The 18,312-nt window shown below is 40.9% G+C and carries 16 protein-coding genes; 6 read left to right on the plus strand and 10 right to left on the minus strand.

Features of this window, described 5'->3' with window-relative positions; translation table 11 throughout:
* Positions 1 to 54: 54 nt before the first annotated feature.
* On the minus strand, positions 55 to 375 hold the full coding sequence (locus tag KNP79_RS13430) for a hypothetical protein (protein ID WP_215192781.1): 321 nt from the start codon (positions 373 to 375) through the stop codon (positions 55 to 57).
* Entirely contained in the window at positions 365 to 1,957 is a 1,593-nt protein-coding gene (locus tag KNP79_RS13435) for a type I restriction-modification system subunit M (RefSeq protein ID WP_215192782.1), read from the minus strand. Before KNP79_RS13435 ends, KNP79_RS13430 begins: the two co-directional genes overlap by 11 nt.
* Before the next feature lie 263 nt (positions 1,958 to 2,220).
* Here KNP79_RS13435 and KNP79_RS13440 point away from each other — a divergent pair, with 263 nt between their 5' ends.
* The 3 genes from KNP79_RS13440 to KNP79_RS13450 all read left to right on the plus strand — a co-directional run bounded on the left by KNP79_RS13440 (position 2,221) and on the right by KNP79_RS13450 (position 4,591).
* On the plus strand, positions 2,221 to 2,706 hold the full coding sequence (locus KNP79_RS13440; RefSeq protein WP_215192783.1) for a hypothetical protein: 486 nt from the start codon (positions 2,221 to 2,223) through the stop codon (positions 2,704 to 2,706).
* 240 nt (positions 2,707 to 2,946) lie between these two features.
* Entirely contained in the window at positions 2,947 to 3,324 is a 378-nt protein-coding gene (locus KNP79_RS13445) for a hypothetical protein (protein WP_215192784.1), read from the plus strand.
* 541 nt (positions 3,325 to 3,865) lie between these two features.
* A complete protein-coding gene (locus KNP79_RS13450) occupies positions 3,866 to 4,591 on the plus strand; it encodes a hypothetical protein (protein ID WP_215192785.1) in 726 nt (241 codons plus the stop codon).
* Between the two features lie 187 nt (positions 4,592 to 4,778).
* On the opposite strand, the gene KNP79_RS13455 is transcribed toward KNP79_RS13450, so the two are convergent.
* From KNP79_RS13455 to KNP79_RS13490, 8 genes are all read right to left on the minus strand, one after another.
* Positions 4,779 to 5,129: a hypothetical protein gene (locus KNP79_RS13455; protein WP_214834331.1), complete on the minus strand. Its 351-nt coding sequence runs from the start codon at positions 5,127 to 5,129 to the stop codon at positions 4,779 to 4,781.
* Between the two features lie 32 nt (positions 5,130 to 5,161).
* Positions 5,162 to 5,719: a DUF6036 family nucleotidyltransferase gene (locus KNP79_RS13460; protein ID WP_215192786.1), complete on the minus strand. Its 558-nt coding sequence runs from the start codon at positions 5,717 to 5,719 to the stop codon at positions 5,162 to 5,164.
* 86 nt (positions 5,720 to 5,805) lie between these two features.
* Positions 5,806 to 6,609, minus strand: coding sequence for a hypothetical protein (locus KNP79_RS13465; protein WP_215192787.1), 804 nt, complete (start codon positions 6,607 to 6,609; stop codon positions 5,806 to 5,808).
* Positions 6,606 to 7,382 carry a ParA family protein gene (locus KNP79_RS13470; protein ID WP_215192788.1) on the minus strand — a complete coding sequence of 259 codons (777 nt, stop codon included), beginning with the start codon at positions 7,380 to 7,382 and terminating at the stop codon, positions 6,606 to 6,608. Before KNP79_RS13470 ends, KNP79_RS13465 begins: the two co-directional genes overlap by 4 nt.
* Positions 7,379 to 8,068, minus strand: a complete 690-nt coding sequence (locus KNP79_RS13475) for a DUF3102 domain-containing protein (RefSeq protein WP_215192789.1) — start codon at positions 8,066 to 8,068, stop codon at positions 7,379 to 7,381. Before KNP79_RS13475 ends, KNP79_RS13470 begins: the two co-directional genes overlap by 4 nt.
* A complete protein-coding gene (locus KNP79_RS13480; RefSeq protein WP_215192790.1) occupies positions 8,065 to 8,847 on the minus strand; it encodes a ParA family protein in 783 nt (260 codons plus the stop codon). The genes KNP79_RS13475 and KNP79_RS13480 overlap by 4 nt, the downstream gene beginning before the upstream one ends.
* A gap of 699 nt (positions 8,848 to 9,546) precedes the next feature.
* Positions 9,547 to 10,614, minus strand: coding sequence for a hypothetical protein (locus KNP79_RS13485; RefSeq protein ID WP_215192791.1), 1,068 nt, complete (start codon positions 10,612 to 10,614; stop codon positions 9,547 to 9,549).
* A gap of 889 nt (positions 10,615 to 11,503) precedes the next feature.
* Complete coding sequence (locus tag KNP79_RS13490; RefSeq protein WP_215192792.1) at positions 11,504 to 12,838, minus strand: hypothetical protein; 1,335 nt, start codon at positions 12,836 to 12,838, stop codon at positions 11,504 to 11,506.
* Positions 12,839 to 13,441: 603 nt separating this feature from the next.
* Between KNP79_RS13490 and KNP79_RS13495 the strand changes: the two genes are divergently transcribed.
* From KNP79_RS13495 to KNP79_RS13505, 3 genes are read left to right on the plus strand one after another with little or no spacing between them, the layout of a single operon-like run.
* Positions 13,442 to 14,869 carry a DNA cytosine methyltransferase gene (locus KNP79_RS13495; RefSeq protein ID WP_215192793.1) on the plus strand — a complete coding sequence of 476 codons (1,428 nt, stop codon included), beginning with the start codon at positions 13,442 to 13,444 and terminating at the stop codon, positions 14,867 to 14,869.
* A 48-nt stretch (positions 14,870 to 14,917) separates the two neighbouring features.
* The gene (locus tag KNP79_RS13500) at positions 14,918 to 17,119 is read left to right on the plus strand and encodes a sensor histidine kinase (RefSeq protein ID WP_215192794.1); all 2,202 of its coding nucleotides are present in this window, start codon (positions 14,918 to 14,920) and stop codon (positions 17,117 to 17,119) included.
* Positions 17,112 to 18,224: a response regulator gene (locus tag KNP79_RS13505; RefSeq protein WP_215192795.1), complete on the plus strand. Its 1,113-nt coding sequence runs from the start codon at positions 17,112 to 17,114 to the stop codon at positions 18,222 to 18,224. The genes KNP79_RS13500 and KNP79_RS13505 overlap by 8 nt, the downstream gene beginning before the upstream one ends.
* Positions 18,225 to 18,312: the final 88 nt, after the last annotated feature.

Genomic DNA, 18,312 nt, shown 5'->3' on the forward strand with positions numbered 1-18,312 from the left:
GTATGCTGACTTCTCGCCATAAAAAAACACTCCCCAATCAGATAAACAGATTTGTTATTTCATCTGTCTACCTATTGGGGAGCATATCATTATACGACCCGAAGAGGTCTTATCATTTAATACCATAGTCAGATCATCTTTATTTAATATTCTTGATTTTGTTTTGTCGTTTTTATTTGCTCTAATACCTTGATCAACGTACTTACTGTCTTCAGAATAAGAACCTATGCTTACGACTTTATAACATCCATCATGGGTAAACACAGACTCAATGGCCGTGCCAGCTGTAGCTTTACCAAAATCTTTTAATTTATTCATTGTCCAAGAATCATAAAATGATGCAAATCGGATTTCAGGTTGTAGGTTAATCTTCATTTTTAAATACCTCTAATGCCCCTTGAATCCATTTTTCATTCTCCTCATCATATTGAAGCGAAGAAATCATCTCAAATAGACTCGCTTCCAGCTCTGTTTTCTTCTCACGGACTGCTTTTAACTCACTCCCGATTGTTGCCAAATCGATTTGTTCTTCCTCTTCAAACATGTCGACATACCGTGGAATATTTAAGTTAAAATCATTTTCTTTGATTTCATCAAAACTTGCGACATAAGCATATTTCTCAACAGTCTCTCGCATTTTATACGTTTCAACAATGCGATCGATATGTTCAGTCGAAAGTTTGTTCTGGTTCTTGCCTTTGATAAAATCTTTACTCGCATCGATGAAGATTACATCGCGTGTCTCACGATTCTTCTTCAAAATGACGACCGTCGTCGGGATTGATGTTCCGAAAAACATGTTTCCAGGCAAGCCGATGACCGCATCAATACTGCCATCCTCCAACAACTTCCTCCGAATGACGCCCTCGGCTGCTCCTCGGAACAAGATTCCGTGAGGCAAGACGATTGCCATCGTTCCTGAATCCTTCAAATGATAAAAACCATGAAGGAGAAACGCAAAGTCTGCTTTCGTCTTCGGTGCCAGCTTGCCGTATCGGTTAAAACGTGAATCATCGAGGAACGTGTCATCCGCCGACCATTTTGCCGAGTATGGTGGGTTCATGAGGACGGAGTCGAACGTATACGGTTCATCAGTCGGCCAGTCCTTGTTCAACGTGTCGCCGTTACGTAGACGCATATCTTCACTGTCGACACCGTGCAGGATCAAGTTCATCTTCGCCAAGTTGAATGTTGTCGTGTTCAACTCTTGTCCGTGATACTTCACGCTGTCCGGGTAGTTGAGATAGTTCCGGACGTTCAACATGAGCGAGCCGGAACCCATCGTCGGGTCGAAGACACTGAAGAGTTTTTTATCCTCCTGGTCGATTGTGACGATGCGTGCCATCATATCCGAGACTTCATGCGGAGTATAGAACTCGCCCGCCTTCTTCCCTGCCTCTGAAGCGAATTGGCTGATCAAGAACTCATATGCGTCCCCGATGACATCCCCACCATGACCGACGAGGTCGACATGCGCCAGTTTCTTCAATACTTCCGTGATGGTGATGTTCCGCTGCTGATCATCTGATCCAAGCTTCTTCGACTTCAAATCGACGTCATCGAACAGGCCGTTGAACTGCACATATTTTGAGGCCAATTCGACGAACGCCTTGTTGAGGTCGTTCAACTGGAAGATGTTTTGTTGTGCATGGTCAGCCAAGACATTGAAAAGGTATTCCGGCGCAATGTCGTAACCGAGCGTGTCGACCAATGTCTCAATCAAGTCATCCTTGATCTCATCATCCGACATCAGCTCTATGTAAAGTTCCGTCTGTTTCTTCTGCGTGCCATATTCCTCTAGCGAGGCGTCCGCGCTCACGACCACCTTCTCCAAGAGCTTGTCTGAGAGATACTTATAGAAGATGAGGCCTAGCAGGTAGTTCTTATATTCCGAGGCGTCCATTTTGCTGCGAAGGTTGTCCGCTGCACTGAACAGTTTTTGGTTCAAAGCTGACATGTTTCTGTCTCCTATCTGATATTCGAAGTTTAGTAATAAAAAATTATTCCACACTAAGAATTATAACGTTTCTGTTAGACTTCCGAAAGCAGAGCCTTACCCAATATTTTACACACCATTTCGTTTAATCCAACTTATAATAGAGAATACTCATGAATTAGTCATTCTGGGTCGCTACCTCCTCTGTTCTACAAAAATATATAACTCGCAATTTCAACTGATTTTCTCAAGATTTTAAACTTACGTAATTAGGAGGAATTAGGATGCACAAAAAAGATAATTCTCTCGACAAGAAGAAATTTGAGGAATCAGAGTTAAAGAACAAACGTCGTCAGTCTTTAGCTTTAGAGCCAACCATTCCGCTTAGTGAATTAACACTAACAGACCCTATCATGAAAGTGACGCTATGGATCGGGAGTTTTGGCGTTTATAACGAGTCCATTTTGACTTTTCATTCGAACGGTTTCGTTAAACGAGAACTCTTGATCCTTCAAACGTTTGGCGAGGAACAACGGATAGAATCCGGTTGGTACAACCAGGATGACTCTGCAAAAGTCCTAAAGAAATTCAATTCTTTTAAGACGCATCTCTGGCCGGAGCTGTTCGTAGAAACAGAAACAATCACTCACGATGGGACGCAGTGGAAGTTGGAGGTCTGTAAGACGGGGGAGGAGACTCGTTCCTATAGCGGCAGCAATGCTTACCCGCCGAAGTGGAGGTCCCTCAAAAAATTGTTCGGCCACTATTGACGTCCAATCGTTTGTTGACCAGCCCCACAGGAAGGTGTGAGGATACCACATGGGAAAGAAACGAAAACCAATCCGCAAAGTCGTCAAATATGCCCCTAAACTTGTTTTAGAGTCTGCCGCGTCACTCGGTCATTACGGAGCCCTTGCTTTTGAAATAGTAACAAATCCAATCAAACTTCTCTCGGTCAATCTTCCGATGAGCTCGCAAAGTCTCCCTATGTGAAATACCGGCGCCGCTTCATGGACTATCTCGCATGGAAACTGTATTCGGAAGGCGATATGACCCTCAAGAACATGTCCTGGCTCATGGATGAGTTCAAGACACGCGATGATGTCGTCAAACTGTTCATCGCCCGTGCCAAAGAGATTTCGGAGACCAATCACTCTTATCAGGCGACCATTCTATTGGCCATCTACTCTGCGAAAGTGTTTGCCCGGCCAGAACTCGCCACAAGCAGTGAGTCCGCTTTCTTCTTGCATCTTCTGTCACAAGTGAATGACAACGACCTTCGCCATTTTGAACTCATCTATGACCATGCGGCTGCTCTCGAACATAGATTTACTCCACTTTACGCTTGTGACGCCTATTATCAATCGATCGGTGATCCAGTCTTTTAACAACTTCCCCCCTAAAAAACGTGAGGCTGCTCTCTTGGCGAGGCTAAGCGATGACCCGGAATTCATATCATTTTACACGAGTACAGACAAGCTGACGTTTCTGGGTGTGTTGATGCAGCGTTCGTTCAGTTTTGGAAGCATCGGACATACTCAAATCTCATTGAATCCATATAGCGATAGGTTGAAAGAACTGTTAGAAGAGTCCCGGTTGTTGGAAGATTCCTTGAGGCGTTCATCGAGCCCTTCGTAACCTCGATCTCGAACCGTCTAGTCTCGGTATTAATGCCTCCTCATCAATCCGGATTTTGTGTATACAGAGTCCTTGACATATGGTCATATCTAATCAAAAGTGACGAGAACACTTTAAAATGTATACATTTCGACGTCGAAATGTATTAGGCTTGTCAGCAATGCCTCGTCTTGTGTTTACGTAGTAAATACGCGAAAATGGAAGTGAGATAAATGCGAGTCAACATGCGTTCAAATGAGAAATCTATCAAATGGTAAAGTGGTGAATGCTGTGCAGTCTAATGAAACCAAAGTGACCTCTTTTCGAGTCTCACAAGAGGTAAAAGAACACATCCAGCGGTTGTCGGAACAGCGGCAGCTGTCGACGAATCAATTGTTTGAAGAACTGATCACCTTGGCTGATAAACAGGTGCCAGACCCGTTGATTAGTGAGGAGAACGATGCTCTCCAGGCTGCATTGAATCAAGTGCTGGCCCTTTTCAATGAACGAGCCACGCGGCTCGAGCTTCAATCAAAGGAACACGAACGGATCTGTTCGCGCTATCAAAAGACGATTCATGACCTTGAGCAAAGCATCATCATAGAGTCGGAACAGCTCAAAGAGGACTATGAGCGTCAAGTCGCGGCCCACGACCAGGAATTAATTCCACTTCAACATCAAGTGGAGCTCCTGTTCGCCGAGAAACAAAACGCTCAGGACGCCCTCGAGACCGAACGTGCTTCTTTCAAAGAGGAACTGAAGGCTCAGAAGAAGTTGGTCTTTAATTTAGAAGAAGACGTCAAGAAGCTCGAGCTAGAGCGCAGCCAGCTCAATCGTCAAAACCAGAACCTGATGGACACGCTTGACGAGTTGAAGGCACGAACGCGACGAAGCGACCAACTCGAAGAGGAGAACCAAAAACTTCATTTGGAAGTGCAGCTTCTCCGTCGTGAAAAAGAGGCGTTCGAGAACCGGTTACAGGAACAGGTCGAGCTCGCGGTCTTGCGGGAGCGGAACACCCAACAAAATAAACAATGATACGAAAAGGGTACTAGATTGAGTCAACCAGTGACTAAATCTAGTACCCTTATATTTATTACAAAGTAAGGATTTAACGGTTCGCAGAAATCGTATGATACATGTTCAATGACTTGACCAAAGATGCTTCCTACGCACGTAGAACCATAACCTCATGAGAGTATAAAAATGACTCCATTTGGTCCAATTAAGATTTTACCCGCAATCCACGCATCTTGAATCGATTACGCTTTTCTTCTAATTTCACTTTCATATCTACCGAGAACGTACTTTCAGGAGTGTTGTAGGCACGCCGTGCTGCCATACTAAGCATTTTTGCCACATCCTCTGCCCGGTCGTCCTGTAAATCATGCAGTGAAGATCGAACATACTGGCGAGCCATTTCTCGGTCACGTAGCGATTCAGGGACCGATACATGACGACTTAACGCCAGGGCCAATTGAGCCGTCTCTAAGCGATAGCTTGTCCCGCCTGCCTGCATACGATTCAGTTCATCCGCTAGCTCGCTTTGCAGACGTACATGATTGCTGTCTGTCATCGGTCACCCTCCTCTACTCTTCTTTTGATTTATTATATACCCTTTTCCTGAAAAATTCGACTTAAGTCGTGCACGTTACAAAATGGATCGTCCCACGTCATGTTCGCTTTATATTCCTCAACAAGATCGAGTAGTTTCTCTTTATCGCAAAGTTCCAATAGATTCGTCTTTTCGAGATCCTCTAGGTCCTTTTGGCGAGAGGAGAAGATCTTGGTACATGCTAAAAGTTCAATGTCGGGGATATACACATCAATCGCCTCGAACAGACCTTCAATCTTATGCCGGAATTCATTTTCTCTAAAGTCTTCACGAGGTGGGAACTGAATCACCCCTTCGACAATTTCAATTTCATATTCATGAAGCGCCTCTTTCAGTTCAGGTGTCACAACACCCTCCGTCACGCGAATATCAATATCTCGCGTCGGACGATACTCGGCATCTTTATTCATCATTTCAATGAAGAGAAGAATCCCTGAAGCACCAACTACGACAAACTCGACTTCTATGCCCCTTGAGGCACAAAATGTATCGAGGACAAGCAAGGTGTCAATAATACTCTCCACATCTTTGTATTGATTGGAGTAAGTCATGTATGTCCCTCCTAATGAAAATGACCCACTCTGATCCGGTATGTTAGGAGTCTTCGTGGGCCATGATGTATTTCACATCTCTCAATTTACTTCGTATTTAAATAGGCACTGAGAGCCCGCCGGATAATCTCATCTTCTGACACGTGTTCTTTTTGCGCGGCTTGCGTTAATCCAACGTATAAAGGATCTGTCAAATCAGCAAAGCGAATCTGCACACGCATCGGTTTCACAGGTTTAGCTTCAACTTCAAGCACGCGTTGTTCCTGGCGTTCGATCAACATCCGTTTCACTTCACGAAGTTCTTCACGTGTCATCTCGTACACCGTCTTGTCTCCTGAAGCTGTGTAGTACTTCTTATTCTCGAGTAGCGCGAGCTTTGGATCTTCTGGCCACGACAACAATTCAGCAAGTTTCGTCGCACTGAAATCTTGCTCGAGCGTTTTCTCTAAAATGTTCGGACCAAACGTATTCCAAAACGAGACAAATCGATTCACTTGAGAATGTGACATACCAATTTTGGCTAAGAAGTCTTTCCAATTGCCTTCTTCTTGTTTGAACTCCTTCTTCGTTTCAGGGTCACGGAATAAACTATTTGCGTGTGCAAGAATACGACATTTTTCGACAAAACTCGTCGCTTGAATCGCATCGATGTGGTTATAATACTGAACGATTCCATCCATGTCCTCGGGCAGCTTCTTCGTAATGATACGTGACAATCCCGTCGCTGGGAGGGCCTGATAAGGGTTCGACACGGTCGTCGTCGCGGAGAATTCTTTCACAGCCTCGACTTGTTCCGTACGGCTATCCGTCGCTTGTTGATTCTGATTCACCGGAAGGTTGGCACTAAATGTAGAAATTTTCGGTGTATGTTTCTTTCGGTTGCGTGTCATAACGAAAGGACCTCCTGAGCAAGTTGTAGATAGGCATCGGTTGCTGGGCTCTTGTGATCAATGACCGGCCGAGACTCCCGTTGTAGTGTCTGAACCTTCACCGCGTAAGGTACCGTCGTCAAAACCGGAATACCGACTTCTTTTCCAAGCTCTTCAAGTTCTTCGACTGTCGTGACATCCCCTTTTGAGCGGGCGCTCACCATTGTCGGGATGAACGCTGCGATATGGATGTCTTCCCGGAACCGCTTCATCTCTTCAAGCTCTTCTGGAGCCGAGTAGACGGCGTCCATCGAGAATTTCTGCATTTGGACAGGCATCACGATTCGGTCTTGGGCGACGAGTGCGCAGCGAGCATACGGGTTAAGCGCTGAAGTCGATCCTGGGCAATCGATGAGACAGATGTCAAACAGCTCATCAATCTTGGCGAGCTCTTCACTGAGACGATATTCATATCCGATTTGACTCGTTAAGTCACTCGGTGAGGCCGAACGTCTAGTTGGCACAAGATAGACGGTACCTGTCTCATACTCGCATGTCACAATGACCTGTTCGATTGGTGTGTAGAATGGGTCATTCTCTTCTAGTAGACAATCGAGTAAGACTTTTCCTTCGTAATCGTTCGTGAGACCGAGTCCATTCGTCGAAGAGGCCTGGTCGTCCGCGTCGATGACGAGGACACGTAATCCGTCGCGTGCATAGACATGCGCCAAGTTGATGGTTGTCGTCGATTTCCCGACACCGCCCTTTCGATTGTACAATGCGATTTTCTTCATGATTCGTCTCCTCGCTTCTCGTCTGTGACGTCGATGATATTGTCGTTCACGGTCCGGTGGATAATTTCCGTTAGAAGTTCACTCACGCTTCGATTTTGGGCATGTGCATACTGTTGGAATTGATCGGACAGGTCGGACGGAATTCGTGCCGAAAGAACCGCAGATGGTTTCTTTGTTTTTTGAAACGGACTGACTTTGACCTGTTGCACAGGCTCACGAGTCTTACGGGCCTCACGAATTTGTTTGACCGTCAACTCGTCGACGCTTCGCGACTCTCCGTCAATATAGAGTCCCTGTTCGACAACTTCCTCGACATTATCGAGATACATCAGTTCAAACAGCTTGGAAGCCGGTAAGCTCGCAAGTGATGCTTCAAGTGGATGTAACGTCTCATAGGCTTTGATATACCGGGATGCAAGAGAACTCGACATCGAAACGGCCTCGAGGAAACCGATCCATTCTTTTTTGTCATGCATCTCAGCACGGGCGATGACCAGCCGCTTCCCGATCTCGAATACAGAAATCGTTTGAACTTTTGAGAGTTCGTTGATCTCATGGACGAGATCTTCGATTTCTTTCGACACCGGAAGTTTTTGAACGAGTGTACTGATATTCGTTAAACCGCTTTGATACGGATGCTGCTCACTAGGTTTGATTTTATGAATGTTACGGTTCCGTGCCTTCATGACGTTCCACCTGCCTGTTCGATGACTTGCTTGGCCAATAGTCGAAACGGTTCAGAGAGTACCTTCGATTCCTTAGAGCGGTACTGGATGACACTTTTCCCACTATCCGCAGCTTTCTCGATGAAGGTGGATCGTTTGATCATCGGAAGGATCTCTATTGCCTCTTCCTTCGCTATGGCTTCCATTGCTTCATAGTATTCTTTATCTGCCTTTAACGAAGCATCCATGGCGACGGGAAGAATACCCGTGATGACGAGGTCCGGATTATAGAACTTTTTCACTTTTTGTACCGTCCGTACCGTACTCGCGAGTTGATCGAACACGAGCTTCTTCGGCATGAATGGGATGACCGTCATGTTTGACGTCGAAAGCACGACTTTCGAGAGTTCATTGATTGATGGGACCGAGTCTAAGATGATCCAATCAAACTCATCCTCGAGTGGTGCAATCATGTCCTTTAATAGGAAGAGCTTGTCTTGCTCGGAGATCAAATTGATCAATCTGGCATTTCGTTCATTCGAGGGGAGAAGACTCACGTGATACGTTTCATCATCAAAGAGAACTTCTCGGATATCGAGATTCCGTGTATGTACATCAAACATCGTCATGTACTTGATCGTGTCGGATTCTTTTAACATCAACTTACTGAGCGAGCCTTGGGGATCTAAATCAATGATCAAGACCCGCTGTCCTAGCTCACCCAATGCGTAAGCCATATTTAAAGAACAGGTCGTTTTCCCTGACCCACCTTTCGATATGTAAAACGTGAGTATGTTCATCTTCTCTCCCCTTTCTATCTCATATCATGTCACAATCTTATTTTCCTTACAACATAAAAACGAGTATAAACCGAATAAATATCAATTTAATTTGTATACACTAAAAATAAGTCGTTGTATACGATGTTTACTAGCCGATAGATCATGTATACGTTTCGACGTCGAATTGTATACATTTGTCTATGAGTAGCCTTGTCAGAAATTGATTGAACAAGAACAGATTGGATTCCTAAATCTCTTAAAGAAGAAATACATTATATAGTTGGATCTGACTTTAAATAATAGAAGAAGATATACAAACCGTATTCTTCTGAGTTTAAGAAATATAAATAGATTATAGAGAGTTAAATAAAGATTAATAGAATTAGAAAAGGTAGAGCACTTCCAAACCTAGTCATACCAGTCACTCTGACAGTTTATGTGAAAAGAGAAACTTCAATGGGAGTACTGTTTCTTTCATCAAGGCTTTTTTTCTTTCAATAAAGATTTGAGATTTAAGAAACAAAAGATGATTTACTTCGATGAATACTTGATTAAGTGGTTAGTCGTTTTGATTTTTTTCCTAAAAGTAAAAATAGGACAGTCGATACCCATTGACTGTCTAAGGGTACAGTTGCAAATAACACACAGACAGAAACCACCTGCAAAAATGAGTCATTTTCTTATAAATTTTCAAAAAAGTGCACGACTAAAAAACCATCATGCGATAGCCATTTTTGCCTGGGCCTTTTTAAGTTGTTGATGAAGATAGAAAATCGGTTCCTCAAAGAACAGCTTATGGGTGCTCGAGTGGACCAAGTCCTCACGATGGTGTAGGAATACTTGTTTTAACTCTTCGACGACCTGTTTAAACGTTTCGGTCCCGAATGTATCACTCATCGAGAAGAGTGAGTCACGGGTGACCTTGAGTGCGTCAAAGTCGAAGAACTCCCCTACTCGCTTACGCAGCTCAAACCAGAGGAGCTGAACTTCAGTGCGGTCTTTTTCTTTGATCTGCTTACTGTCTTGCGCAGCCGATAGCTGGACTTCAAGTAAGAGCGGTCGTGTCACGTCTTGAACCCGTTTCTTGAGCGAGACATTTTGTTTCACCATGTTCAAGAAACGCTTACTGTCCTCGACAAGCGAGACCTGAAGGAATGTAAGACCAGACATCATCTTTTGGATGGCGAGTTTATGGCCACAGTATTTAGGGAGAAATCCTTTGATCTCATCGTAGGTCAGGATGGCCTGTTTATTTGACTGGACATGAACATCTTTTTCAACTTGAACGATTGTCCGTAGCGCGAGTCGTAACGTATTTACGTTATCGAGTGCGATTAGCTCGGACAATAGACCGTGCCAAACAGACGTATACCCGGTCTTCGAATCGACTGTGGCACCGTCTACAAACAAATCACGATAGTTTTCAAGGTAATCCGTCAATTGGATTGAAATCACACCTGGGAAGTGACGGACGACCGTCATAAGACCATTTTGTTCGAAGGTCTTTAAGTTGTTATGTAGGGAGCGGATCGACGTGCATGCAAAATCCGCGACCATGTGGTCTTCGATGAATTCTATTTTCCCTTGGTCGTCAGCGTAGGCGAGAATGGAGAGGATATGGCGGATCCGAGACTTGGTCCATTTGAAGGCCGTGAAACAGGCCGGGATGTTATAATGATGCTGCTCATAACGATAATGATCGGCTCGTTTTGTCCAACGTGTCAATCCGCTCATCGCGACCAATAGTTTATTGGCGACCAAAATATGTCGATTCGTCTCCATCATCTCTCCTACACCTCCCTATCCTAAAATATGCTAGTTTCAGTATCCAGCTCTTTCAAGATAGTGTCAAAGTGCGTTTTCAGTACGGCATTTTGTTACCAAAATGAAAAAAACGTTGGTATGAAGCCATTTTGAACCGAGATAAATATGCGTTTTCAGTACGGTCATTTGTTACCAAAATTGATTCATCCGCTCTATAGTGCCATTCCTTTAGAGAATGGAGTAGATTTTTTTAGATGGAAGGAAGAAAAGTGTAGTTTCGGTACGGTGTTTTGTTACCAAAAAAGCAAAAGTGTAAGTTTGGTACGGTCGTTTGTTACCAAAAAAGAAGGAAATGTAGTTTCAGTACGGTCATCTGTTACCAAAAAGGCAATAAGAGTCTCAAAAATTTATTTTCTCAAGGGCGATGATTCCATAAAAAAGTAGTTTCGGTACGGTGTTTCGTTACCAAAATGAGAAAATGCAATTTCAGTACGGTCATCTGTTACCAAAAAACAAAAAGTGCAAGTTTGGTACGGTCATCTGTTACCAAAAACGTTGAAATCTGATATAAAGGAAAGCCATATTCACCAAGAATGGAGATTTGATTGAATATGTATCGAATTTTAAGATAAAAAATTTAGGGAAGGTAGATTCAAACCAGCGCCATATTTTAAGAAGAATGAGAGAAAAGTGTAAGTTTGGTACGGTATAAGCAAAGATATAATTCAGAATGTTCGACGATACTCGACATCATTGGACGTGTTGGTTCCAACTTCATTGTTAAATTCGAATCGTCGTGATTCATGTGAAACAATGAAGTAGGTAAATTAAAAAAGAACCCAGATAGACTGGGTTCTCAGATTGTAGACAAAGTCACGTTTCAGACGAACTGAAATGTGCGCGATAACAGTTATAACAGTAACGTGTCCGCATGACCTGGCAATTCCCAAGACTCCAACGGATAGAAGGTGAAGAAGTAATAATCGCCGGAACGGTGCCAATCCTTCAGGATGAAATCATGTTCCTTGATCCGATCTAGATTCAACTCAAGCTCTTTCAGGTTATCGGCCTTTCGGACCTTGTTGAATCGAATCGAATAGGTGAACTGACGCCAGTGCCTTCGCACCGGTTGTTGCTCCCCTGTCTGGATGGAGCTTATCCGCTCTTTTTGTAGGACGAAGGCCAGGTGATAGGCGAAGCTGCCTTTCAGTTGTTCGATCTGTTCCCCGTAGATGCTGACAATCTGTTGTTTCAACAGGTCGTCGTAAATCTCCTCACTGACCGTGACGATGACCTGGCTCTCGGCTAATGTCGTCGCATTTTTAATGGTCACCGAGGAGAAAAGGCCTCGTATGAAGAAGTCCCCGTCTTCGTTGTGGCCTGCGACACGATAATAACCGAGCTTCATGAGACGTTGCGTCGTCAAATCGTAGCTTTTCCCACTATCGTTCGCATACAGCTTCTTGACGAGCTGCGAGAGCGGGAAGATGATTTTCCGGCTAGTCTGGAACGTCATGTCCCGATACGCCAGAATCTCTGTGAAGGCCTCGAAGTCTTTCGAGTCAAGGTCCGGCACTTTCCCGTTCAATTCTTGAATGAATTCTTTGCTGACAAGGACCGAAAGGTGGTCGGGAATACCTTTCTTATATTTCGGGATCACCGTGTCATAGTTCTGAAGCTCGAGATTCAACTGCGACACTTCATTCAGTTTCTCATCCAACAGGTCTGTCTGGTTCTTGATGCGGTCAGACATGCCGAAGAATGGGATATCAACGGCGAGCGTCGGAGAGTGGTGCGCCGTCGGTTGGTTGAAATCGACCTCTTTGGCGACCTCCCAAAGAATCATCAAAACGTCCGTCTTGAGTGATGTCTTCTTCTGATTCACGGTCTTTTGGGACCAGTAAGGGTACGTATGGATTAACAGATTCGGATTCTCAGCCCATTCCTTCAATTCTAAGATACATTGTTGCATATAACCTTCGATGGTTTTCACGTGAAACTCTTTTAAGAAGGCTTCAGGGCCGACCAAATGATGATAAGCGGTAATCATCTCGAACCGGGCACGCAATTCTTTCTTCGGGCCACGCCCTTCCTCGTAGTTTCGGATGGCAGCCTGCACCCATCGCTTCTTTAGCTTGTTGAACGAATGATAACGTATCTTCTTATAAGAAGCCTCTAAATTTTCGAATTGATAGTGCTCTTGATAAAGTGTCGTGACGAATTCCTGGATATCAAAAATAGACACGCTGTGGAGAATCTCCTCCATACGATGCCTTTGAATAGCCGTGACCGCTTGAGAAATGATGAGTTGTTGCGAGCGGCCATTGGAGGTTGATTGAGTCTCCATATTGATCACCTCTTCTAAAGATAAATATAGCACAAATTTAGGCATACTATTTTATTCAATTTGATTTATTTCAAATACCTTAAGTCTATTCAAAAGTGTGCGCCGGCGCACACTTTTGAATATAAATATTGTAGACAAGGCGACCCCTTATTCTTTCACGCTATCTTCGACATTCATAGAGAATTAATATGCTTTGCGAACAACAAAGCATCATGACACGTCAGCGCTCTTGAAATATTTTAGGAATATTTTAAAAAATGATTGGGTTTAAATCAAAAGTGGGCTTAGTATGTGTTTGAGACGTACAAATGTTTAGACTTTTTTTAGGATACTCGAATTTGTTTGTTCATGAAACATGAAAGCATTTAGGAAAGTGTGCGCCGGCGCACACTTTTTATAAAGATTGTAGTGTAAATATCTCTAGTAATAACAATGTCTCCTGGGCAAAGAATTTGTTCAATGATATAATTCAGAAAAGCAAAATTAAAGGATTGATTGTAGATGCGAACTTACAAAATATTAGATTTATTTGCCGGTGGCGGTGGCTTTTCCACCGGTTTTTTGAATGCAAGCCACTCTCATGCTAAATTCGAAGTAACAAAAGCTGTAGAAATTGATGATGATGCTTGCAATACTTTAATAAGTCATTTAGGTGAAGATAAAGTTTTAAAAGGCGATATTACTTGCCCTCTAATAAAAAAAGAAATTGTTGCTGAATGTAAAGAAGTAGATGTGATTATAGGAGGCCCACCCTGTCAAACGTTTTCTTTAATCGGACCAGCTCGCTCTGGAAAAAGAGAAGTTCAAGACTCATTGAAAAATGATTCTCGAAACACGTTATACCGTCATTTCTTTGATTTAGTTTCCGAAATCAAACCGCGATTTGTTGTATTTGAAAATGTTGAGGGGCTTTTATCTAAAAGATTTGAAGATGGATTAACTGAAAAAGAAAAAATGGCAATTGAGGTTATCAGCGAGCAACTCGAAGACTTAGGATATTTCACGCGAACTATTGATGGCCAAGGAAGTGGATTCAAAACATTAAACAGCTTAGACTATGGAGTTTCTCAAAAAAGACGAAGAGTTATTATTATTGCTAATCGTCATGGAATCTATAACCCAATCCCATTAAAAAAGGATTTAACGAAAGAAGTTCCTACATTACTGTCTACAATTGGAGAACTTCCGGTCTTACTTCCACAAATCAATACGAATGGTATGGAAAAACTAAAAAAAATAGATGTAGTCTTAAAGAATTTAGATAAATGCATACTCTCTTTTTTAAATAACATTAATGAATTAGACAGGATTTATAAAAATCGTCCTGAAATTAATAACGAACAATTTCGCTTACTTAAAAACTATTTAAATGATAGTTATTTAGTTACTAAAAATAGAAAGCATAATGGGTTGGAATTCTTAAAGGGATTTTGTGAAGATTACAATAAATTAGCTAAACAATTTAATAGCAGTAGTGAGATACCTTGTAATATGACTTTACATCAATCAAGAAAACATAATTTTAGAGATGTTGTAATTTTCTCGATGATGAAACAAGGGAGCACATCGTCAGGTTTCATGAATCAAAATTCTCAAGATTTCGACTTGTTATTAGATCAACTATACCCGTACGATAAAAACAAACATACAGACACTTATGTAAAACATTCGTGGGATAAGCCTTCAAACACGATTCTTGCTCACATGCAAAAGGATGGTCTAAAATTCATTCATCCAAATCAACCGCGAACATTTACACCATATGAAGCTGCTCTGATTCAATCTTTCCCCAAAAATTATGATTTTTGCGGTGGAGCTAACTCTCAGTATCGACAAATTGGAAATGCTGTTCCGCCCCTGATGTCAGAAGCTATTGCTCAAGGGATTTTAATGACTTTATTAAATTATGATTTGGAAATAAGTAAGTAAAAAAATATTGTTAAAAAATAAAATATGATTTTTTAGGGAGGATAAAAGATGTCTCAACATATACTTGAACCTGCAGCAAGAATTATAAATGCGATTGGTAAAGACTTGATTAAAGATGTACCGGCATCTGTCGTAGAATTGGTGAAAAATTCGTACGATGCAGACGCAAGTTTCGTTGAATTAATTTTCTCGATAAAAAATGAAGAATTACAAATTGAGATAAGAGACGATGGCCATGGAATGAGTGAGGAAACAATAGTAAGTAGTTGGTTGGTGCCGGGGACCGATTATAAATTACAAAGAAAGAAAAGTCCTAAAAAACGAGCGTATCAAGGTAGAAAGGGGATTGGAAGGTACGCAGCTGCTGTGCTAGGTAGTCAACTTGAATTAGAATCAATCCAAGGTTCAAATAAGACCATTGCTAGAATAGACTGGACTGAATTTGAGAAAAAGAAATATTTAAAAGATGTAGAAATCTTTTTACATACTGAACAGACAAAATTGCAGCAAGGCACAAGACTGCTTATTACCGGTGGTAAAGAATATATAGAATTATTAAACGAAAAAGAAGTGAATAATATTATTAAAGAATTGAGGAAATTAAAATCACCTTTAGAAGATGAAACCATCGATGTCTTTGATATCTATTTAGAATTTAAAGATTTTTACAAAGAAGCTGACAAAAATATAAAAATCGAAATTGAGCCTTTTCCTATTCTGGAAATGTATAATTACAGACTCTCAGGTACTATTGATTCTAAAGGAAGAGCCAATTTGCTTTTCGAAAATGCATATAAAACCCCGGTTGATATACAAAAAATCGAAAAGCAAATAGTTTTAGAAGAGCATGAATATTACTGTGGAAATATACAACTGGATTTTAGGGTCTATGATAAAGATGTTGAAGGAATAAATTTCTTGTTAAATAGATTAGGTAAAGATAAACCTGGAGAAACAATAGGTAGTCGTTTCGCTAGGCAGTTACTAAAAGATTTACCGGGTGTAGGGATTTATCGTAATGGTTTTAGAATAAGACCGCATGGCGATCTAGGATTCGATTGGTTGAATTTAGATAATCGGCGGATACAAAACCCCTCTTTAAAAATCGGTTCTGATCAAACAGCTGGATTTATTATGATTGAGCCAGAGGAACTATCACATTTGGAAGAGAAGAGTGCACGGGATGGATTGAAGGAATCGCGCTATTATGAAGGATTAAGAACCATGCTTAAAGAGGTTCTTTCTGAGCTCGAGAAGAGAAGATTTACGTTTAGACAGACAAAATTGAAAAATACTCATAGTTTGTCTCCGCAGAACCAGATTGATTCTTTATTCGACTTCACGGAATTCAACAGTACGCTCAACTCAAGTTTAGAAGAAGGACTAGCTAAAATTATAAATAACCCTGAAAATGCTGAAGAGTTAACTCAAGAAATAAAGAAAAGTGTTTCAATAAATGTTCAAGCATTGGAGAAACAAAAAAACATAGAATATGAAAAAGTTAAAGAAATAATCGCAATCTATCAAGGTCAGGCTACTTTGGGGAAAATAGTGGCTGTTATTTTACATGAAGGTAGAAAATCTTTAGGGTGGTTTAGTAATCAAATCCCTAGAACAATAAAATGGTTGAATAGACTCGGTAAAGAAGAAAAGATTGATACTCCGTTATTTAATAAGATTCTTGATAGGCTTAAAACAACTGAAAAAGAATCTGTAGCACTTACAAGGTTGTTTAACAAATTAGACCCTTTAACGACTACGCGAAGAAGTCGTAAGAAAAATGTTGATATGAAAAACGTTATAAACCATGTATTTGAAATTTATGAAGGTGAATTAAGCACTGCAAATATAAAATTTGATTTTACATCACAAGATAATACTAAAGTTTATGGGATTGAAGAAGACTTTATGATGTGCATGACTAATTTGATTGAAAATAGTATATATTGGTTAAAAAAAATGCCAAGCAATGAACGCTCTATCACTATAAATATAAAAGACGAGTCGAAACTTCTTGTAATTGATATTATGGATAACGGGCCAGGTATTGAACAAGATTACATTATAGATAAGTCTATATTCGTGCCTGGATTCAGTGGGAAAAGTGAAGGTTCTGGAACTGGTTTAGGTTTGGCTATTGCTGGAGAAGCAATAGCTAGAAATAATGGTGAACTAAAAGCAATATATAGTCCAGAAGGGGCGCATTTTAGAATTGATTTAAAGAAAGATGGTGGAACTATAAATGAGTGAAATAGAGGAAATTTCGGTTTTAATCATTGAAGATGAAGCCGTTCATATTCAAGTTCTTCAAGATGCATTTGACGATTTTAACGAGGAAACCCCGCATCTTAAAATCTTAAGTCGGGCAGTAACTAGCTATAAAGAAAGTTTAGAATTGTTACTTATCGAAAATTTTGATGCAGTAATTGTCGATCTTAATCTTAAACAATCAACAACTAAGCCTGAAGAATTAGAGGGAAATAAAATTGTTGATATTATTAGAGATAAGTTAAGACTTCCCATAATTATACGTACAGGATATCCCACGCAATTTCATAGTGATTTAATTGATGAAACAAACGACTTTTTAACTATCTACACAAAAGATGATTCGACAGATAATATTATTAAGGACATAATTCGGTGGCAGAAAAATGGTGTGTCTCACACTCTAGGAGCAAAGGGTGTTTTTGAGTATTATTTAAATGAGTTATTTTGGGTTCAGATTTCTAAAAATCTCACTGAATGGGAACAAAACGAAATTGATTCGGCGTCTCAAGAACGATCTCTGATAAGGTATACTTTAAATGTTCTCCAAGAGTACTTAGAAATTGATACTGAATCCGGCGGATATGAACATTTTCACCCAGCTGAAGTATACATCAAGCCACCAGTAAAAGAATCTTTATTCTTTGGTGATATATTAAAAGATGAAGGAGAAAGACATTTCATTATTTTAACTCCTGCATGCGAAATGGCTCAAGGCAAATGTAAAAAAGTTCTTTTGGCCAGAATCAATGAATACGATAATGTGGAGAAATTTATGAGTTCTAAAGAAAGATATTTAGGAAATACAGAAAGTAGTAAGAAGAAGCAAGTGCTAGAACAATGGTTTAGAAATGGTCATTCAGATGGTTTAGGATACCATTTCTTGCCTTCTTACTCTGACTTTCCTGGAGGATTGATTGATTTCCAAGACGTTCAAACAATTGATTATGATAAAATAGAGCTAATAAAAATTGCAACTGTAACTAGTCAGTTTGCTAAGGATATATCTTCTAGATTTACATCTTACTATGCTCGTCAAGGGCAACCGAGTTTAAATTCCGAATTAATTATCAGGAACTTTACTTAATAAAATAATCGAGAACGATTTAAAATTAGTTAGATGTAATGTTTTTAATTGATGAATTATAAAATTAAGTGCAACACCTAAAAGTGAA

It is taken from the genome of Exiguobacterium sp. s7, assembly GCF_018618195.1.
GTDB lineage: Bacteria > Bacillota > Bacilli > Exiguobacteriales > Exiguobacteriaceae > Exiguobacterium > Exiguobacterium mexicanum_A.